Source organism: Leifsonia sp. 21MFCrub1.1 (assembly GCF_900107895.1).
Classification (GTDB): Bacteria; Actinomycetota; Actinomycetes; order Actinomycetales; family Microbacteriaceae; genus Leifsonia; species Leifsonia soli.
In genome coordinates this window covers 354,258-372,175 of record NZ_LT629867.1, presented here as the reverse complement: position 1 = coordinate 372,175, position 17,918 = coordinate 354,258, and the positions used below count along the sequence as shown (strand labels likewise).

Here is a 17,918-nt window from a genome sequence, read left to right as displayed (position 1 = left end):
CGATCCTATCGCGACCCACGAAGTTGCACACAACTGTGCAAGAAGGGCGTACACTGGATGCATGCCCACCCCATCCACCCGCGCACCGCGCCGCGACGCCACGGCCAACCGCGAGGCCATCCTCGGTGCGGCCGCCATCGCCCTCAACGAGGACATCGACGCGTCGCTCGAGAACATCGCCGCCCGCGCCGGCCTGAGTCGCCGCGCCGTCTACGGGCACTTCGCCACGCGCGACGAGCTGCTCGTCGAGGTGTTCACGCGCGGCGCCCGCCGCCTCGCCGCCCTGCTCGACCCGGTGTCGCATCCCGACCCGCTCGTCGAGATCGCGCTGTTCGGCGCGACGCTCTGGGCCGAGGTCGAGCACGTCCGCGTCAGTGCGGCCCTCGCGGTGCGCGGCCCGCACCGCGAGATGGTCGGCACCGCGCTCGACCCCGCGCGGGAGCGCCTGCGCGACACCGTGCGTCGCGGGATGGAGTCCGGCCGCATCCGCACCGACCTCGACCGCGAGACCACGACGCGGCTCATCGAGAACGCCGCCGTCTCGGTGCTCGACGAGGCCACCCGCGCCCGTCTCAGCCCCGAGGCCGGCCACCGCCTGGTGATGCTGGCCGGGCTCGGCGCCGCCGGGATGGGCTGGCGCGAGGCCGGCGAGCTGATCGCATCCACCCCCGAACTGGCGTTCACGGCCCCCGCGGACACGACAGAGGACGAGGCGGAGCGATGAAGGTCGTCCTGGACCAGGTCGCCAAGGGCGCGGCGCTCCCACCGACGTCGGCGACGTTCGAGAGCGGACGCGCATCCCTCGCCCGCGCCGAGACGGAGCAGCGACCGACCGTCCTCGGGCTGATCGCCTCCGGGCGGATGCGCCCCGACGCGGGCGGCGTCACCATCGACGGCAGCACCGACTACGCGGCGATGCGCCGCCGGATCGCCCTCGTCGACGCCCCCGACGTCTCCGAGCCCGCGTCGGACGTGACCGTCGCCGGCATCGTCGCAGAAGAGCTGATGTTCGCGGGGCGCGCGTCGCATCCCGTCGCCGTCGGGCGCTGCCTGCGCGACCTCGGCGCCTCCGAATGGGCCCGCTCCGCGATCGGAACCGTGCCGCCCACCGTGCGCATCCGGCTGCTGGCCGAGCTCGCGCTCCTCCGGAAAGGGGTGGATGCGCTCGTCATCGTCTCCCCCGACCGGCACGGCGGCGACCCCGTCGAATGGTGGCGGTTCGCCCGCGAGCTGGCCGGCCGCGACACGGCGGTGCTGGTCGTCGCCGGCGACGCGTCCGCCGCGGCCATCGCCGCCGCGTCCCTGGTCGAGCGTTTCGACGAGACCGCTCAGAACACCTTCGACGAAGACCCCGGCCGGGACGACACCGACGAGCTCCCCGACCTGATCATGACCCAGCCGAACGAAGAAGGCGCATGAAGATCCCGCAGATGATCGCGGCGGAGTTCCGCCGTCTCACCGCCAGCCCGATGTCGATCGTGGCGCTCATCGCCCTGATGTGCGTCCCCGTGCTCTACGGAGGCCTCTACCTGTGGGCCAACCAGAACCCGTACGCGAACCTGGACCGCATCCCGGCGGCCATCGTGGTGGACGACGCGGGCACGACCGTCGACGGGAAGACCGTGAACTACGGCGACGACGTGGCCGACCAGCTGATCACCGACGGCTCGTTCCAGTGGCACCGGGTGGAGAAGAGCTCGGCGGCGAGCGGGGTCGACGACTCGAAGTACGACTTCAGCATCACGTTCCCGAAGGACTTCTCCTCGGCCCTGGCCTCCGCCTCCGGCACCGCGCCGCACCGCGCCGTCGTCACGCTGACGACGAACGACACCAACAGCTACCTCGCCTCCACCATCGGAACGCAGGCGGCGGAGAAGATCCGCACCTCGATCGTGAAGCAGGTGAATGAGCAGGCGGCGAAGCAGTTCCTCGTCGGGCTCGCCGACATCCGCTCCAACCTGGTCACCGCCGTCGACGGCGCGAACCAGCTGGTCGACGGCAGTGCGACCGCACAGTCCGGCGCATCGCAGCTCGCCGACGGCACCGCGCAGCTCTCCTCGGGCTCGCAGGAGCTCGCGGGCAAGCTCGGCGAGCTGGCCTCCGGCGCCCAGCAGGTGAGCGACGGAGCTGCGCAGGTGGCCTCGGGCAACCAGCAGCTGGCGGCGAAGGCGGATGAGGCCGCAGCCGCGGCATCGCAGATCGCCGCGGCCGCGCCCGCCGCGCAGCAGGACCTGCTGAACCGGCTCGCGGCCGCGGGGGCGACCGAGGCCCAGCTCGCCCAGGTGAAGGCGGTGCTCGGCGACCTCGACACGAAGGTGCAGTCGGGCAACACGCAGATCCAGAGCGCTGTCGGGCAGATCAACCAGCTCTCCGCAGGCGCGGGCCAGGTCGCAAGTGGGGCATCCCAGGTCGCCTCCGGGTCGCAGCAGGCCGCCGCCGGCGCGTCGCAGCTGGCGTCCGGCGCGTCGACCGCCGCGAGCGGCGCCGCCCAGCTGCGCGACGGCCTGACCACCCTGCACGACGGCACCACCCAGCTGCGCGACGGGCTGAAGTCGGGGGTCGACCGCATCCCGGACAACTCCCCCAGCCTGCAGAAGAAGCAGGCGTCCACGATCGCCGACCCGGTGAACCTGAAGAACGACTCGATCACCTCCGCCGGCACGTACGGCGCCGGCCTCGCGCCCTTCTTCGTCGCCCTGGCCGCGTGGATCGGCATCTACGCGCTCTTCCTCATCGTCAAGCCGGTCTCGCGCCGGGCGATCACCGCCCTGCACTCGCCCATCAAGATCACGCTCGCGGGCTGGCTCACCCCCGGCCTGCTCGGTGCCATCCAGATGATCGGGCTGTTCGCGATCGTCTCCGGCGCCCTCGGCTTCCGCATCGACAACCCGGTCGGGATGTACGGGCTGATGGGGCTGGCGTCCGTCACGTTCGCGGCGATCATCCTCGCGCTCAACGTGTGGCTCGGCAGCGTCGGGCAGTTCCTCGGACTCGTGCTGATGGTGCTGCAGCTCGTCACCGCGGGGGGCACGTTCCCGTGGCAGACCCTCCCCGGCCCGCTCGCGTCGCTGCACCATGTGCTGCCGATGTCGTACGCGGTGGACGGCATCCGCCAGCTGATGTACGGCGGCAACCCGGCCACGGCCTGGGCGGATGCGGGAGTGCTGGCGCTGTGGATGCTGATCGCCCTGCTCATCGCGGCGATCGGAGTGACGCGGATGACGCACTTCCGGACCCTGCGCGACCTCCGCCCGTCGCTCATCGGGTAGGCGGAGCGCGGAAGGCCACACGGCTCTGGTGGTCGGGCCGCCGCCCGCACTAGGGTGGCGGCAGACAGCACCCGCAACCGAGGAGGACGACATGGCCGATCTCGAAGTCCAGGCAGCGCTCGCGCAGGCCCGGCAGTCGGCGAGCGCCGCCAGCTACGACATCCAGAAGCTGCCGGAGGACTCGATCGAGCGCCAGGCGCTGCACAACCTCATCACGGCGGTCGACTCCCTCATCCAGGCGCTCGACACCGAGTGACCGGCGGTCCCGCGCGGCGGGACGGGCGACGACCTCCGGCGACGGTGGCCGGCGCTAGGGTGGCGGCGTGACCGATACGCTGCGCATCCTCCACCTCTCCGACACGCATCTGTACGGCGACGGTCGGCTGCACTACGGGATCGTGGACACGCTGGCCGCGCTCGATCGGGTGCTCGCCCGGGCGGCGTCCCTGGCGGAGGTCGACCTCATCGTCGCCTCCGGCGACCTCTCGGACGACGGGACGGCGGCCTCCTACCGGAAACTGAAGGCGACGCTCGAGCCGTGGGCGGCCGAGCGCGGGGCGGCGGTGGTCTACGCGATGGGCAACCACGACCTCCCCGACGGGTTCGAGGAGGTGCTCGGCGCCCGCGAGACCGAGACGACCGTTCGCGGCTTCCGGGTGGTGACCGTGGACACGAGCGTGCCGCTCGCCGGCTACGGCCGGGTGGAGGAGGCGCAGCTCGACCGGCTGCGCGATCTGCTCGCCACGCCGTCCGAGAGCGGGACGGTCGTGGTGCTCCACCATCCGCCGGTCGCGCCCACCACGGTGCTGTTCGAGTCCCTCCGCCTCATCGACTCCCAGCCGCTGCTCGACACGCTCAGCGAAGGGGATGTGCGCCTCGTCCTCGCCGGGCACTACCACCACGGTCTGGTGACGGAGGCGGGTCCGGCCGGCATCCCCGTCGTCGTCGCGCCCGCGGTCGCGAACACCACCGATGTGCTGTGGCCGGCGCCGCGGGAACGCGCAGTGCGCGGTGCGGGCTTCGCGTGGGTGCAGCTGCCCGACGACGGTCCGGCCCGGGCGCACCTCGTGTCCGCACCGGCGCCGGACGACGGCGAGACCGTCTACGACCTGGATGCCGCGGGCGTCCAGCGCATCGCCGACGACGCCGGCTGGCGCGGATGACGCCCGCCGGGTACTCGGGCACCCCGCTCTGGAAGAAGCTGGGGCTGAAGCCCGGCATGCGCGTGAGCGTGCTCCACGCCGACCGCGGGTGGAGCATCCCCCTCGACGGCGCGCCCGAGGTCGAGTGGACCGACAGCGGCCAGAGCGGGCTCATCCTCGCGTTCTACCGCGAGGCGGCGGCGTTCCTCTCCGAGCTCGACGAGCTGGGGCAGCGCATCCGCCCCGACGGGATGGTGTGGGCGGCCTGGCCGCGCAAGGCGGCAGGGCACGTGAGCGACCTCACCGAGAACCTGATCCGCGATGCGGCGCTCGAACGCGGGCTCGTCGATGTGAAGGTGGCTGCCGTGGACGAGGACTGGTCGGGGCTCAAGCTCGTCTGGCGGCGGGAGAACCGCTAGCCGAAGGCGACGTGCTGGCGGATCCACCCGTGCATGGCGACGGCCGCCGCCGCGGAGGCGTTGATCGAGCGCGTCGAACCGAACTGCGAGATCTCGACAACGGCATCCGCCGCCGTCAGTGCATCCGTCGACAGGCCGGGTCCCTCCTGGCCGAACAGCAGGACGCACGAGCGCGGGAATGAGAAGGTCTCGATCCTGACCGAGCCCGGGACGTTGTCGATCGCGATGAGGGGAAGGCCCTCGCTGCGCGCCCAGGCCACGAACCCGGCGACGTCGTCGTGGTGCACCACGTGCTGGTAGCGGTCGGTGACCATGGCGCCGCGCTTGTTCCAGCGACGCCGGCCGATGATGTGGACGGTGTCGGCCGCGAACGCGTTGGCGCTGCGCACGATCGACCCGATGTTCATGTCGTGCTGCCAGTTCTCGATGGCGACGTGGAACGGGTGGCGGTGCTGGTCCAGGTCGGCGACGATCGCCTCCATCGTCCAGTAGCGGTAGCGGTCGATCACATTGCGCGTGTCGCCGTGGCGCAGGAGGTCGGTGTCGTAGCGCGGGTCGTCCGGCCATTCGCCCGGCCACGGCCCGACGCCGTTGGTCGTCAGCTCGTGCGTCGGGTTCGCCGTCTCATCCACAGCTTCAGCGTATCCACCGCCGGTGTCCGCCTCACCGCGCGCGGGGTGCGGCCCCTAAGCTGGAAGCATCCGCCTCCCGGTGAAAGGGGTCCCACGTGACGCGTCGCGACGAGATCGAATGCTGGCTCACCGACATGGACGGCGTCCTCGTCCACGAGAACCAGGCCCTCCCCGGCGCGTCCGACCTCATCCAGCAGTGGCGCGACCAGGGCACGCCCTTCCTGGTGCTCACCAACAACTCCATCTTCACGCCGCGCGACCTGGCGGCCCGGCTGCGCACCTCCGGCCTCGACGTGCCCGAGGAGTCCATCTGGACCTCGGCGCTGGCGACCGCCGACTTCCTCAAGTCGCAGATGCCCGGCGGCACCGCCTACGTGATCGGCGAGGCCGGGCTCACCACCGCGCTGCACGAGGCCGGCTTCATCATGACGGACACCAACCCGGACTACGTCGTCGTCGGCGAGACGCGCAGCTACTCCTTCGATGCGATCACCAAGGCCATCCGCCTCATCGGCAAGGGCGCGCGGTTCATCTCCACGAACCCCGACGCGACCGGCCCGAGCGCGGAAGGCCCCCTGCCGGCGACGGGCGCGGTCACGGCGATGATCACCAAGGCGACCGGCCGCGACCCGTACGTGGTCGGCAAGCCGAACCCGATGATGTTCCGGTCGGCGATGAACCGCATCGGCGCTCACTCGGAGAACACGGCCATGATCGGCGACCGGATGGACACGGACGTCGTGGCCGGCATCGAGGCGGGGCTGCACACCATCCTCGTGCTCACCGGTATCAGCGACCGCAGCGAGATCGAGCGGTACCCGTTCCGCCCGGACGAGGTGCTCCGCGGCGTCGACGAGCTGGTCGTGCGGGAGCCCATCGAGACCGAGCTCTGAAGCGCCGGGCACGGACCCGGGCCGCACGGTGGACGACGTCGCGCAGATCCGCTCGGCGCTCCGCTGTGCGGCCCGTTCGGCGTGGACCGCTCTCCGCGCTGAGCGTCCCGACGAGACCTTCTACTACTTCGGTCTCTGGACGACACCGCTCGCCCACCGCCCGGCCCCGACGGCCTGCTCGTTCGAGGGGCTGGAGCGGGCGGTCGAGCACTGCCGCGCCGAGGGCGTCGAGGTGGCTGCCGACGAGCTGCGCTGGGCCGTGAACGACTCCCCCTACGACCTCTACGGCGACTCCCTGTTCGTGGAGGTCGAGCTGCTGTTCGACGCGTTCGATGGTCCGTACGATCGCACGCCCGAACTCACGGCCGCCCTGCTGGACGCCATGATCGGAGCGCTCGCCGACCTGGACGCGGAAGGGTTCTTCGGCGGCGGGGCCGCCCGCGACGCCGTCGTGCTGAACGTCACGACGCCGGGTCACGACACGGATGTCGACCTGCTCGCGTCGGCGCGACGGATCAACCCACCGACCGCCCTCGTCCGTTACGAGAGCGACGTGGCGCCGGACGGCGGTGTCGGCTGACGGACGACGCGCCGACGCATCGACGCCATCGAACGGTCAGGCGGCAGGGCCGGGGCCGGCCACCGACGAGGTGAGCGGCTCACCGCCCGCGCGGGATGCGAAGCAGTAGTACGACCGCTGGCCGGACTTCCACTGTGCCTCCGTCGCGGGGAAGGAGCCGACGACCTGAAGGTCGGGGTAGGCGGCCGCCGCGCCCAGGTCGATGACGCCCCCGGCGGTGCAGAGGCCCGGAATCTGCTGCGCCAGGGCGTCCGCGCCCGGGTACGGCGCCGCGGGGTCGGCGGAGAGCAGGTTCGTGTAGACGAGCTGCGCGGTGTGCGGAGCGGTGCAGTCGACGACCGTGAACTCCTCCGCCCACACCGTGGTGAACGGCTGGACGCACTCGCCGCCGCCCAGTGCATCCCAGGGATGCGTCCCCGGCCCGACGGCAGCGGCCGGTTTGGGCGTCACCGTCGGAACGGGAGTGGGCGTCGGGGTGGGAGTGGCGCTCGCCCGTGCGGAGGCCGGTGCGGACGCGGCAGGGGCGGGCGCGCCTGCGCCGAGCCACGACGGGATGCGCGTGCCGATGGCGAAGAGCCCGATGAGGACGAGCAGGATCGCGACGGCACCGGCGACGGTGAAGAGGATGCGGTTGTTGCGCGAACCCCAGAGGCCGCCTCCGGTCGGGGCGGCGGGAGGCGCCGTGCCGTCGCCCGTCGCCGCGGCTGCGGACGCCGCTTCGGCGCCGGCCGTCGCTGAGCCGGCTGCTGCGGAGGCGCCGGCGGCCGTGGACGCCGCCGGCTCTGCTGTCCGCGGCATCGGCGCGGTCGGGGCGGAAGGCACGTCCTGCGCGAACGTGAACGGAGTGGTCGCGGCCAGCTGCGGCCCTTCGACAGCGGCTGCGGGTTCGGGTGCTTCGTCGAACGGCTCGCGCGGGTTCTCGTCCGCGGGCACTTCCGATCCGAGATCCGCGGGCCTGCCGGCGTCGCTCTGGGGCTCAGCGTCGCTCGTGAGCTCGGCGTCAGCATCCGGCTCTTCCGCCACGTCGCCGAACAGCTCGGCCAGCCCGTTCGACTCCTCCGCCTCGATGTCGTCGGGCTCGAGTGCCGGCGGCTCAGGAGCGAAGAGCTCCGGCTCCGAGGCGCTCGCGATGCTCTCCGCGTCGATGGGGCTCGTCGCCGGCGACGGCAGGCCGCCCATCGCCAGCTCGGCCTCCGCGGCCGGGAAGGCGGGAGAAGGCGGGAGCGGCGCAACAGGCTCGTCGCGCAGCAGCGCGGCGATCTCGGAGGTGTCGAGCTGCTGCGTCGGAACATCGACCGCGTCCGGACCGTCGGTCGGGGTCGCAGCGACCGAAGCCGCGACCTCCGGCTCTTCGATCGGCGGCCAGGCGGGCGGCGTGGTGAGCGCGGGCTCCTCGTGCGGCGCGCGCAGCAGGTCGGCGATCTCGGCCGCGTCCTGCCGCTGCGCCGGCGTCTCGATGGGCGGCTCGAAGAGCGCGGCGGCATCGATCGGCGGAAGGACCGGCTGGTGGAAGGGCGCGGGCGAGTCCCCGGGGGTTTCGTCCCCGGGGGACGGGGCCGGAGGCAGGATGGCGTCGCCGATGGGGGTCGCGGGCGGCTCGGCGGGCGCGGGGGGCCGCGTGAACGCGGACGGGTCGATCGGGATGACGCTCGTCGTGTCGCCGATGACGGACCGACCGGACGGAGCATCCGATTCCGGTGCGCCGAAGCCCAGCAGAGCGGCCAGGCCGTGGCCCTCCTGCTCGTCCGCATCCACGTCGTCGGCGGCGGGGATCTCGGGCGCGTCGAAGATGGTCCGCGGCTTCTCCGGCTCGGGGGCCCGTGCCGGTGCCGGGAGCGCCGGTTCGATCACCCAGGACCGGACCGCCGCAGGCGGCTCCTCGTCCTCGATCGGCTCGGGCGTCGACGGCTCCTCTGGGGTGACGGACGGCGCGAAGATGCCTGCCGAGCCGGGGGCCGCCGGCTCGACGAACGTGGACCGGAAGACGGGAGGGATGAGCGGCGGCTCGGCGTCGGGCTCCGGCTCCGGCTCCGGCTCCACCGAGGGAGCGGCTGCGACGGGCGCCGTGGGCCCCTCGGCCGACGGCTCGACAGCGGACGGCTCGACACCGGTCGGCGCGATGGGCGACGGCGCGATGGGCGACGGCTCGACACCGACCGGTTCATCGGCGACCGCCTCGACGCCCACCGGCTCGACGTCCACCGGCTCCCCGCCGACCGGCACGAAGAGGGCGGTGGGCGTGGGATCGGCCGGAGTCGAATCGGTCTGCTCGGCGTCCGCTGCCGCGGGCGGCGGCGGGCCGGCGGGCTCCTCCTTCTCGACCAGGGGATCGGCGCCGACACCGGGCGTGAGGTTCCAGCTGAAGGCGACAGGGAACTCGGTCGGCGACTCCTCCGCGGCCTCCGGCTCCTCGATCGCGCTCCCCAGCAGTTCGTCGAACGGCGCCGGCTGGTCCGGCCGAGCCGGCTCGGCGGGTGCGGGCGCGGCAGGCTCGGCGTCCGACGGCGCGACGGGCGGAGCGAACGGCCATGCGGCCTGCTCCGCAGCCGAAGACGCGGGGCCGGGCTCGGCCGCTGCGGGTTCCGCCTCGACCTCATGTCCCGTGTGTTCGCTCGGAGCGCCGTCCGCGGGGGCGCCGTCTGTGTCGCCCGCGTCGTCTGTGTCGCCGGCGTCGTCTGTGTCGCCGGCGTCATCCGGGCGATCGACGTGACGACCGCCGGTCAGCTGCTGCAGCAGCCAGTCGGCGCTGCCGAACTCGGGCTCCGCCGCATCCGGCTGTTCCGGCGGGACGGGGGTATCCCGTTCTTCGCGCGGACGTCCGTCGTCCGCAGCGCCCCTCCCGCGCTCGTCGGACACTACGCCAGCCCCAGGTCCTTCAGGCCGATGGCGGCGTAGTACGGGTAGCCGGCGGCCTCGATGGCCTCGCGGGCCCCGGTGTCGCGGTCGACCACGACGGCGACGGCCGCGATCTCTGCGCCGACCGCGCGCAGCGCCTCGGCCGCCTTGAGCGGCGAGCCACCGGTGGTGGAGGTGTCTTCGAGCACGATCACGCGCTTGCCCTCGAGGTCCGGGCCCTCGACCTGCTTGCCGCGCCCGTGGTCCTTCGGCTCTTTGCGCACCACGAAGGCGTCGTAGCCGAGACCCTGAGCCGCCCCCTGGTGCAGGATGGCCGCGGCCACGGGGTCGGCGCCCATCGTCATGCCGCCGACGGCGAAGACGTCGGGGATGTCACGGATGAGGTCGATCATCACCTGGCCGATGAGGGGTGCAACGCGGTGGTCGAGGCTGACCTTGCGCAGGTCGACGTAGTAGCTCGCCTTCTTGCCGCTGGTGAGCGTGAAGTCGCCGTGGAAGACGGCCTCGGCGGCGATGTAGTCGATGAGCTGCTGTCGTGCGTCGGTCACATCCATGATTCTAGAGGGGAACCCACCGACCCCCGGGAGTTCTCCACAGGCTGTCGGCGTTCCCACCGGCACCCGAGCGGCTCCGGGGACGTCGGCGGCGGCCGATACGATCGGAGCATGCGCGTCGCGACCTGGAATGTGAACTCGATCCGCACCCGCGTGGGCCGCGTCGTCGACTGGATGGTCCGCGAAGACGTGGATGTGCTCGCCATGCAGGAGATCAAGTGCAAGCCGGAGCAGTTCCCGTACCAGCCGTTCGAGGACGCGGGCTACGAAGTCGTCCTGCACGGCCTGAACCAGTGGAACGGCGTCGCCATCGCCAGCCGCCTGCCGCTGGAGGACGTCGCCATCGGGTTCCCCGACATGCCGGGGTTCCTCAAAGACCACGACGGTCCCGACCTCCCGAAGGAGGCGCGCGCGATCGGGGCGACGGTGGAGGGCATCCGCCTCTGGAGCCTGTACGTGCCCAACGGCCGGTCGCTCGCCGATCCGCACTACGTCTACAAGCTCGACTGGCTCGCCACCCTCGCCGCCGACACTCAGCGCTGGCTCGCCGACGACCCCGGTCTGCAGCTCGCACTCATGGGCGACTGGAACGTCGCGCCCCTCGACTCCGATGTCGGCGACCCCAGCCTGGTGCCCGGCGTCTCGACCCACATCTCGCCGCCCGAGCGCACGGCGTTCGCCGCGTTCGAGAAGGTCGGGCTGACCGACGTCGTCCGCCCCATCGTGCCGGACGGCTACACATACTGGGACTACAAGCAGCTGCGGTTCCCGCGCAACGAAGGCCTGCGCATCGACTTCATCCTCGGCTCCCGCGCCTTCGCCGACCGCGTGGTGGATGCGAGCATCCACCGCAACGAGCGGAAGGGAGACGCCCCCAGCGACCACGTCCCCGTTCTCGTCGAGCTGGCGCCCATCGCGGCGACGGACGACGACGACGACCGACCGATGATCTTCGGCTGACAGGCAGGAACCGATGAGCACGCCGCCTCCCCCGCCCGGATACCCCGGCCACGCCGGTCACCCCGGCTCCCCGGCGCCGCAGCCGGGCTTCCCGCAGCCGGGCTTCCCGCAGCCACGCGCACGCCGGCCGGTGATCGTCTGGGATCTGGTGACGTCGATCATCCTGCTCGTCATCGCCATCGTGATCGCCGCCATCCTCACCTTCGCCGCGTTCTTCCTCGCGTTCGCGAGCGACCCGTGCGGGGCATCGACGGTGTGCGACACCGAACGCATGGGGGCCGGCTTCTTCATCGCGCTCTTCGGACCCGCCGTGGTCACGCTGATCGCCGTCGTCGCGACCGTCGTGCTGCTGATCGTGCGCCGCATCAGCTTCTGGGTTCCCATCGCCGGCATCCTGCTCGCGGTGGGCGTCTGGGTCGGCGGCGCGGCACTGGTCATCTCAGGCGTGCCGGGGTCGTCCCTCTAGCCTGTCGCCTCCCGGACGACGCTGCATCAACTTTCGTTACGAAGCGTTGCGCCGGGCCAGCGGGCGCGGCGCACTCGTCGGTAGCGTCGGAGCACCATGACCGACTCGTCCTCCGCCTACCCCGTCGAGTTCTCGGACGTCGCGCGTTCGTTCCCGGCGCCGGAGCGGCCTTCCGGACGACGTCGCGCTGCGGACCGGGAGCAGGAGGCCTCCGCTGCGGGCGAGCGCGCCGTGCTGCGGGATGTGTCCCTCAAGATCCGCGCGGGCGAGGTCGTCGCGATCCTGGGCCCGAGCGGATGCGGCAAGTCGACCCTCCTGCGCATCGCCGGCGGCCTGGACACCCCCACCGGCGGAGCCGCCCTCATCGACGGGAGCGCCGTCACCGGATTCGATGCCCGCTGCGCCGTGGGGTTCCAGGAGCCGCGGCTGCTGCCCTGGCGCTCGATCGCCGACAACGTCGCGCTCGGTCTTCCCCGCGGCCTCGACCGCGCCGACGGACGGCAGCGGGTGGCCCAGCTGCTCGACCTCGTCGGGCTGACGGCGTCCGCGACGCTGCGACCGCGCGAGGTGTCGGGCGGCATGGCGCAGCGCGCGTCGCTGGCCCGCGCTCTCGCCCGCAACCCCGGAGTGCTGCTGCTCGACGAGCCGTTCGGCGCTCTCGACGCCCTGACACGGCTGAAGATGCAGGACCTCCTCCTCGACATCCACGCCGCCGCGCCCGCCACCATCCTGCTGGTCACGCACGACGTCGACGAGGCCCTGCAGCTCGCGGACCGTGTGGTCCTCCTGGGCGGCGAGGACGGCCGGCCGGGCTCGACCATCCGCAGCGTCACGACCGTCCCCGGAACCCGTCCACGGGACCGCGGGTCGGCCGAACTCGCGGAGCTGCGAGCCGACCTGCTCGACGGCCTCGGTATCGACCGCCACGGCCGCGCCCGCGATGAGCAGCGGACAACCGTCCCCGTCTTCCCGTACTGAACAGCGCCACCTGCACCGCCGCACCACCCGCACCACCCGCACAGCCGCACCACCCGCACCGCCGCACCACCCACGCAGCCGCACCCCCGCACAGACATCCGAAAGAGGCATCATGCGCCGCAGACCCACCATCCTGACCGCCGCCGCCGGCATCGTCGCGGCGGCCAGTCTCCTGCTCACCGGCTGCGTCGCCGGCGAGGGCTCCGCCTCCGGCGCCACCAACTCGGCCGGAGTGACGAAGGGCGGGACCCTCACCATCGACTTCGCGACCTACAACCCGCTCAGCCTGGTCATCAAGAAGGAGGGCTGGCTGGAGAAGGCGCTGAAGAAGCAGGACATCACCGTCAACTGGGTGCAGTCCGCCGGCTCCAACAAGGCGAACGAGGCGCTCCGCTCCGGCGCGATCGACGTCGGCTCGACCGCCGGCTCCGCCGCGCTGCTCGCCCGCTCGAACGGATCGCCGATCAAGACGATCGACATCTTCTCGCAGCCCGAGTGGTCGGCCATCGTCGTCGGCCCGAACTCGACCATCACCTCGGTCAAGGACCTCAAGGGCAAGCAGGTCGCCGCCACCAAGGGCACGGACCCGTACTTCTTCCTGCTGCAGGCGCTCGAGGCCAACGGGCTCTCGGCGAAGGACGTGACCATCCAGAACCTCCAGCACGCCGACGGCTGGGCCGCCCTGCAGAACGGCTCGGTCGACGCGTGGAGCGGGCTCGACCCGATCATGGCGAACGCCGAGAAGTCGGGCGCCAAGCTCATCTACCGCAACGTGAAGTTCAACACCTACGGCTTCCTGAACGCCACCGAGTCGTTCATCGAGTCGAAGCCGGATGTCGCGCAGACCGTCGTGAACACCTACGAGTACGCCCGTGCCTGGGCCGAGAAGCACCCCGACGAGACGGCGAAGATCCTCTCCGACGTCGCCGGGATCGACCCCGCCGTCGCCACCACGGTGATCACCGAGCGCACCAACCTCGACGTCTCGAACGTCCCCGGTGCCGCGCAGCTCGCCGTGCTCAAGAAGGTCGGCCCGATCTTCGTCGAGTCCAACGATGTGAAGTCGCAGTCGGACATCGACAAGGCGCTCGACTCCCTGCTCGACCCGTCCTTCGCGAAGAAGGCCGACCCGAGCGCCATCGGAGGCTGACGCATCCCGATGACGGTTCACAACGCACCGGAGGTCGTCGCGACGACGGCCGTACGCACGCCCGTCCTGTCGCGTCGCGGGGTGAGGATCGCCGCCGGCTTCGTCCTCCCCGTTGTCCTGCTCGCGGTCTGGCAGCTCGCGTCGACCTCCGGTGCCTTCACGTCGTCGCAGCTGCCGTCGCCCGCGATGGTGTGGGAGGCCGCGGTCGACCTCGCCCAGCGGGGGCTCCTGGGTCAGTACGTCGCCATCTCGACACAGCGCGTGCTCATCGGATTCGCGATCGGCGCGGCCCTCGGGCTCCTGCTCGGAGCCCTCGTCGGGCTGTCGCGCTGGTCCGACGTGCTGTTCAGCCCGACGCTCGCGGCCATCCGGGCCGTGCCCTCCCTCGCCTGGGTACCGCTGCTGATCCTGTGGTTCAAGATCGGCGAGGACTCGAAGATCATCCTGATCGCGATCGGGGCGTTCTTCCCCGTCTACACCACCGTCGCCGCCGCGCTGAAACACGTCGACCGCCACCTGGTGGAGGCGGGACGCGCATTCGGGCTGAACGGCGTCCGGCTCTTGACCACGGTGCAGCTGCCCGCTGTCTTGCCATCGGTCACCTCCGGGCTCCGGCTCGCGATGGCGCAGTCGTGGCTGTTCCTGGTTGCCGCCGAGCTGATCGCCTCGTCGATGGGGCTCGGCTTCCTGCTCAACGACTCGCAGAACAACGGCCGGACGGACCGCCTCTTCCTGGCGATCATCCTGCTGGCGATCCTGGGCATCATCACCGACTCGCTGCTCGGGCTGTTCGAGCGGTGGTCGGCCCGGCGCTGGGGCTGAACCGCCTCCGGCTGCCGCACGATCCGCCTGGGAAGTCCAGGCCCTATACCCGCCCTGCGCCCGGCCTACCGTCGACTGCGAAACCAGAAGGCAGTGAAAGGAGCCGTAATGGCTGCAGTGACCAAGTCCATCGACGTGAACGTGCCGGTCTCGACGGCGTACAACCAGTGGACCCAGTTCGAGTCCTTCCCGCACTTCCTCGACGAGGTCGAGGAGATCCGCCAGGTCGACGACACCACCAACCACTGGCGCGTGAAGATCGGTGGCGCGGAGCGTCAGTTCGACACCGTGATAACCGAGCAGCTCCCGGACGAGCGCGTCGCGTGGAAGTCCGTCGCGGGAGACACCGAGCACGCCGGTGTCGTCACGTTCCACCGCCTGTCCGACACCGAGACGAAGGTGACGGTGCAGCTGGAATGGGCCCCGTCCGACGCGCTCGAGAAGATCGGCGCCGCATTCGGCCTGGACGACCACGCCGTCAAGAAGGACCTCGAGAACTTCAAGAAGTTCATCGAGTCGCAGGGCACCGAGACGGGTGCCTGGCGCGGCGAGGTCGACCGCGGAGACACGGTCTGATCCTCCTCGACCCAGAACCACGAGGACGGCGCCGGTGCGATTCGCACCGGCGCCGTTCTCGTGTGTCACACACCGTCGGAGATCACACGCACGCTCGGGCTCAACTCCATCCGCACCGCGCCGCGTCGGAGATGTGAACGTTCCGTACCGACGATGCCTCGCGTCAGCGCGCCGAATCGACCTTCTCGGGGGTGGACCGCCGGCGTGCGGCCGCGGAGTAGATCCGTTCGACGATCCACAGCAGGATGCCGATGCCCAGCAGCCCGAGCGCGATCGTGTACTGGCCGACCGGCCGACCGGACGTCCACGGGAACACCAGGTATAGGCACGTGATGGCGCCGACAATGGGCAGCACGGTGGGCGAGCGGAAGTGCTTGTGGTCCACCGGCTGCTTGCGCAGCACCAGCACCGCCACGTTGACCACCGCGAACACGGCCAGCAGGAGCAGGGAGGTCGTACCGCCGAGCAGGGCGACGATCGACCCCTTCGGGTCGAGCGAGACGTAGATGATGAGGGCGACGGCGAGGGCCGTCGTGAACAGGATGGCCGTCCACGGCGTCCGGCGCTTCGGCGACACCTTCGCCAGGAAGGGCGGCAGCACGCTCTGGCGGCTCATGCCGTAGAGCAGCCGGCTCGCCATCATCATGTTGATGAGGGCCGTGTTGGCAACCGCGAACATCGAGATGAACGGCAGCAGGTCGTTGATCGGGAAGCCCGGAGCTGCCGCCTCCACCGCCGCGACCAGGGGCGTCTCACTGCCGGCCAGCTCCCCGATCGGGACGAGGGCGACGACGGTGATCGAGACCAGCACGTAGATCACCGCGGCGATGCCGAGGCCGCTCAGCATCATCTTCGGGAAGATGCGACTCGGGTTCTTGGTCTCCTCCGCCATGTTGACCGAGTCCTCGAACCCCACCATCGCGAAGAACGCGAGCGACGTCGCCGTGCTCACCGCCAGCAGCACGCCCTTGTCCTCCGGCGTCTCGAACGCCACCACCTGTGACCAGTTCGCGTTGCCGCCGCCGATCGCCCACAGGCCGATGAAGATCACGAGCAGCAGACCGGAGAGCTCCACGAGGGTCAGCACCACGTTCAGCCATACGCTCTCGGAGACCCCGCGCAGATTCACCAGCATGATGAGCACGATGAAGCCGAGGGCGATGAGCAGTGTCGTGAGGTTGTCATCCGGGATGCCGAAGCCGACCGTCAGGTTCACGGCGAACGCGCGCGACGCCGTCGATGCCGACGTGATGCCGGAGGTCATGACGATGAAGCACACGATGAACGTGAAGAAGTGGATGCCGAACGCCTTGTGCGTGTACAGCGCGGCTCCGGCCGCCTGAGGATACTTGGTCACCAGCTCCAGGTAGGAGAAGGCGGTCACGGTCGCCACGGCGAACGCCAGCAGGAACGGCAGCCACGCCGCCCCACCCACCTCGGCCGCGACCTGGCCGGTGAGGGCGTAGACGCCCGTCCCCAGGATGTCGCCGACGATGAAGAGGAGCAGGAGCCCCGGCCCGAGGGCCCGTTTCAGCTCCGGCTGCTCGGACTTGTCCGGATCGACGGTCTTGACCACCTGGGTCCAGGACGGATCGCTCACGTTGGGCTCCCTTCGACGTTCGCTCGGGGAGCCACTGTATGTGAGTTCGTACAGAAAAGGGAGTCCCGGCGGCCGCTATTGCCGCCCGGTGAACCCCTCCATAGAGTCGTACACGCCGAAAACGCGGCCCGCGACGACGTCCCAGGCGCGCGTCGGGAGGACGCCGCGGAGCGTCCGGGCCAGCCCGACCGTCCACGGCAGCATCAGCATCGGGCGTCCGGCGAGCATCGCGCGCCAGACCCGGTCGACCACGTACTCGGGGCGCATCACCGGGGTCAGGAGCGGCCCGCGGGCGCCCTCGAACATCCCGGTGTCGATGTAGCTCGGGGCGACCGTCGTCACCTTCACGTGGCCGAAGCCCTGCTGCTGCAATTCGAGGCGGACGCTGTCGCTCCAGCCGATCACCGCCCACTTGCTGGCGGCGTAGACGCTCATCCGCGGGTTCGCGATCGTCCCGGCTGCGGAGGCGATGTTGACGATGCGGGCCTCGCGGGGGCTGCGCTGCATCCCGGGCAGGAACTCGCGCGTGACGTACATCGGGGCGAGAGCGTTGACCTGCATCGTGGGACGGGTGTCGTCGCCGTTGTCATGCTCCCAGAAGTACTTGCCCCGGACGATGCCCGCGTTGTTGATGAGCACGTCGATGCCGCCGATCTCCTTGCGCACCGCCTGCGCGGTCTGCGCGATCGCGCCGAGCTCGGCGAGGTCGACGACGTAGGGCAGCACGCTCGTCGCCGCTCGTCCGGCCGCGGAACTCGGCGATCGCGGGGGCGCGCCCCAGGCCGCCGCGGTGCGTCCGGCGAGCACCTCGCGGCGCAGTCGATGGGTCAGCTCGGCGAGCGCCGCTTCGTCCCGGTCCCAGAGCACGACCGCTCGCGCGCCCTCGAGCACGGCGCGCTCGGCGTACAGCCGCCCCATGCCGGAGGCCGCCCCGGTGATGAGCACGCGCGCACCGCGAACCGTTCTCGCCATGCCCCCATCATCGCAGCGTCCACACCCCTGCGGCCTCCCCGCGCTCTCC

19 protein-coding genes are annotated in these 17,918 nt (G+C 71.2%); 14 read left to right on the top strand and 5 right to left on the bottom strand.

The window, feature by feature from the left end; all coding sequences use genetic code 11:
• The first annotated feature begins 61 nt into the window (after nucleotides 1-61).
• From BLW09_RS01665 to BLW09_RS01645, 6 genes are all read left to right on the top strand, one after another.
• Entirely contained in the window at nucleotides 62-724 is a 663-nt protein-coding gene (locus BLW09_RS01665; protein ID WP_089907580.1) for a TetR/AcrR family transcriptional regulator, read from the top strand.
• The gene (locus BLW09_RS01660; RefSeq protein ID WP_089907577.1) at nucleotides 721-1,419 is read left to right on the top strand and encodes a hypothetical protein; all 699 of its coding nucleotides are present in this window, start codon (nucleotides 721-723) and stop codon (nucleotides 1,417-1,419) included. The genes BLW09_RS01665 and BLW09_RS01660 overlap by 4 nt, the downstream gene beginning before the upstream one ends.
• Nucleotides 1,416-3,269, top strand: a complete 1,854-nt coding sequence (locus BLW09_RS01655) for a YhgE/Pip domain-containing protein (protein ID WP_089907573.1) — start codon at nucleotides 1,416-1,418, stop codon at nucleotides 3,267-3,269. The genes BLW09_RS01660 and BLW09_RS01655 overlap by 4 nt, the downstream gene beginning before the upstream one ends.
• 91 nt (nucleotides 3,270-3,360) lie before the next feature.
• Nucleotides 3,361-3,525, top strand: a complete 165-nt coding sequence (locus tag BLW09_RS19025) for a hypothetical protein (protein WP_172824158.1) — start codon at nucleotides 3,361-3,363, stop codon at nucleotides 3,523-3,525.
• A 67-nt stretch (nucleotides 3,526-3,592) separates the two neighbouring features.
• Nucleotides 3,593-4,432 (top strand): metallophosphoesterase family protein, encoded by an 840-nt coding sequence (locus tag BLW09_RS01650; protein ID WP_089907570.1) that lies wholly within the window; start codon nucleotides 3,593-3,595, stop codon nucleotides 4,430-4,432.
• On the top strand, nucleotides 4,429-4,830 hold the full coding sequence (locus tag BLW09_RS01645) for a DUF3052 family protein (protein ID WP_089907566.1): 402 nt from the start codon (nucleotides 4,429-4,431) through the stop codon (nucleotides 4,828-4,830). The genes BLW09_RS01650 and BLW09_RS01645 overlap by 4 nt, the downstream gene beginning before the upstream one ends.
• On the opposite strand, the gene BLW09_RS01640 is transcribed toward BLW09_RS01645, so the two are convergent.
• Entirely contained in the window at nucleotides 4,827-5,462 is a 636-nt protein-coding gene (locus BLW09_RS01640) for a TrmH family RNA methyltransferase (protein WP_089907563.1), read from the bottom strand. The genes BLW09_RS01645 and BLW09_RS01640 overlap by 4 nt on opposite strands.
• Nucleotides 5,463-5,557: 95 nt before the next feature.
• On the opposite strand from BLW09_RS01640, the gene BLW09_RS01635 reads away from it, so the two are divergent.
• Both BLW09_RS01635 and BLW09_RS01630 read left to right on the top strand, forming a co-directional pair.
• Nucleotides 5,558-6,355 (top strand): HAD-IIA family hydrolase, encoded by a 798-nt coding sequence (locus tag BLW09_RS01635; RefSeq protein WP_018192399.1) that lies wholly within the window; start codon nucleotides 5,558-5,560, stop codon nucleotides 6,353-6,355.
• Nucleotides 6,356-6,383: 28 nt separating this feature from the next.
• Nucleotides 6,384-6,935, top strand: coding sequence for a DUF4303 domain-containing protein (locus BLW09_RS01630; RefSeq protein ID WP_089907559.1), 552 nt, complete (start codon nucleotides 6,384-6,386; stop codon nucleotides 6,933-6,935).
• 36 nt (nucleotides 6,936-6,971) lie between these two features.
• Here the strand turns inward: BLW09_RS01630 and BLW09_RS01625 are convergent, their stop codons facing one another.
• Entirely contained in the window at nucleotides 6,972-9,791 is a 2,820-nt protein-coding gene (locus tag BLW09_RS01625; protein WP_089907555.1) for a hypothetical protein, read from the bottom strand.
• On the bottom strand, nucleotides 9,791-10,345 hold the full coding sequence (gene pyrE, locus BLW09_RS01620; protein WP_089907552.1) for an orotate phosphoribosyltransferase: 555 nt from the start codon (nucleotides 10,343-10,345) through the stop codon (nucleotides 9,791-9,793). The genes BLW09_RS01625 and pyrE overlap by 1 nt, the downstream gene beginning before the upstream one ends.
• A 111-nt stretch (nucleotides 10,346-10,456) precedes the next feature.
• Here pyrE and BLW09_RS01615 point away from each other — a divergent pair, with 111 nt between their 5' ends.
• The 6 genes from BLW09_RS01615 to BLW09_RS01590 all read left to right on the top strand — a co-directional run bounded on the left by BLW09_RS01615 (nucleotide 10,457) and on the right by BLW09_RS01590 (nucleotide 15,297).
• Nucleotides 10,457-11,305: an exodeoxyribonuclease III gene (locus BLW09_RS01615; protein ID WP_089907549.1), complete on the top strand. Its 849-nt coding sequence runs from the start codon at nucleotides 10,457-10,459 to the stop codon at nucleotides 11,303-11,305.
• A gap of 13 nt (nucleotides 11,306-11,318) precedes the next feature.
• On the top strand, nucleotides 11,319-11,771 hold the full coding sequence (locus tag BLW09_RS01610) for a DUF6264 family protein (protein WP_231946987.1): 453 nt from the start codon (nucleotides 11,319-11,321) through the stop codon (nucleotides 11,769-11,771).
• A 96-nt stretch (nucleotides 11,772-11,867) separates the two neighbouring features.
• On the top strand, nucleotides 11,868-12,749 hold the full coding sequence (locus BLW09_RS01605; RefSeq protein ID WP_089907546.1) for an ABC transporter ATP-binding protein: 882 nt from the start codon (nucleotides 11,868-11,870) through the stop codon (nucleotides 12,747-12,749).
• A gap of 112 nt (nucleotides 12,750-12,861) precedes the next feature.
• On the top strand, nucleotides 12,862-13,899 hold the full coding sequence (locus BLW09_RS01600) for an aliphatic sulfonate ABC transporter substrate-binding protein (RefSeq protein WP_089907543.1): 1,038 nt from the start codon (nucleotides 12,862-12,864) through the stop codon (nucleotides 13,897-13,899).
• 9 nt (nucleotides 13,900-13,908) lie between these two features.
• Nucleotides 13,909-14,721, top strand: a complete 813-nt coding sequence (locus BLW09_RS01595; RefSeq protein ID WP_089907540.1) for an ABC transporter permease — start codon at nucleotides 13,909-13,911, stop codon at nucleotides 14,719-14,721.
• 108 nt (nucleotides 14,722-14,829) lie between these two features.
• Entirely contained in the window at nucleotides 14,830-15,297 is a 468-nt protein-coding gene (locus BLW09_RS01590) for an SRPBCC family protein (protein WP_089907537.1), read from the top strand.
• Nucleotides 15,298-15,460: 163 nt separating this feature from the next.
• Here the strand turns inward: BLW09_RS01590 and BLW09_RS01585 are convergent, their stop codons facing one another.
• Both BLW09_RS01585 and BLW09_RS01580 read right to left on the bottom strand, forming a co-directional pair.
• Complete coding sequence (locus tag BLW09_RS01585; protein WP_089907533.1) at nucleotides 15,461-16,897, bottom strand: APC family permease; 1,437 nt, start codon at nucleotides 16,895-16,897, stop codon at nucleotides 15,461-15,463.
• 75 nt (nucleotides 16,898-16,972) lie between these two features.
• On the bottom strand, nucleotides 16,973-17,869 hold the full coding sequence (locus tag BLW09_RS01580; RefSeq protein ID WP_089907530.1) for an SDR family NAD(P)-dependent oxidoreductase: 897 nt from the start codon (nucleotides 17,867-17,869) through the stop codon (nucleotides 16,973-16,975).
• Nucleotides 17,870-17,918: the final 49 nt, after the last annotated feature.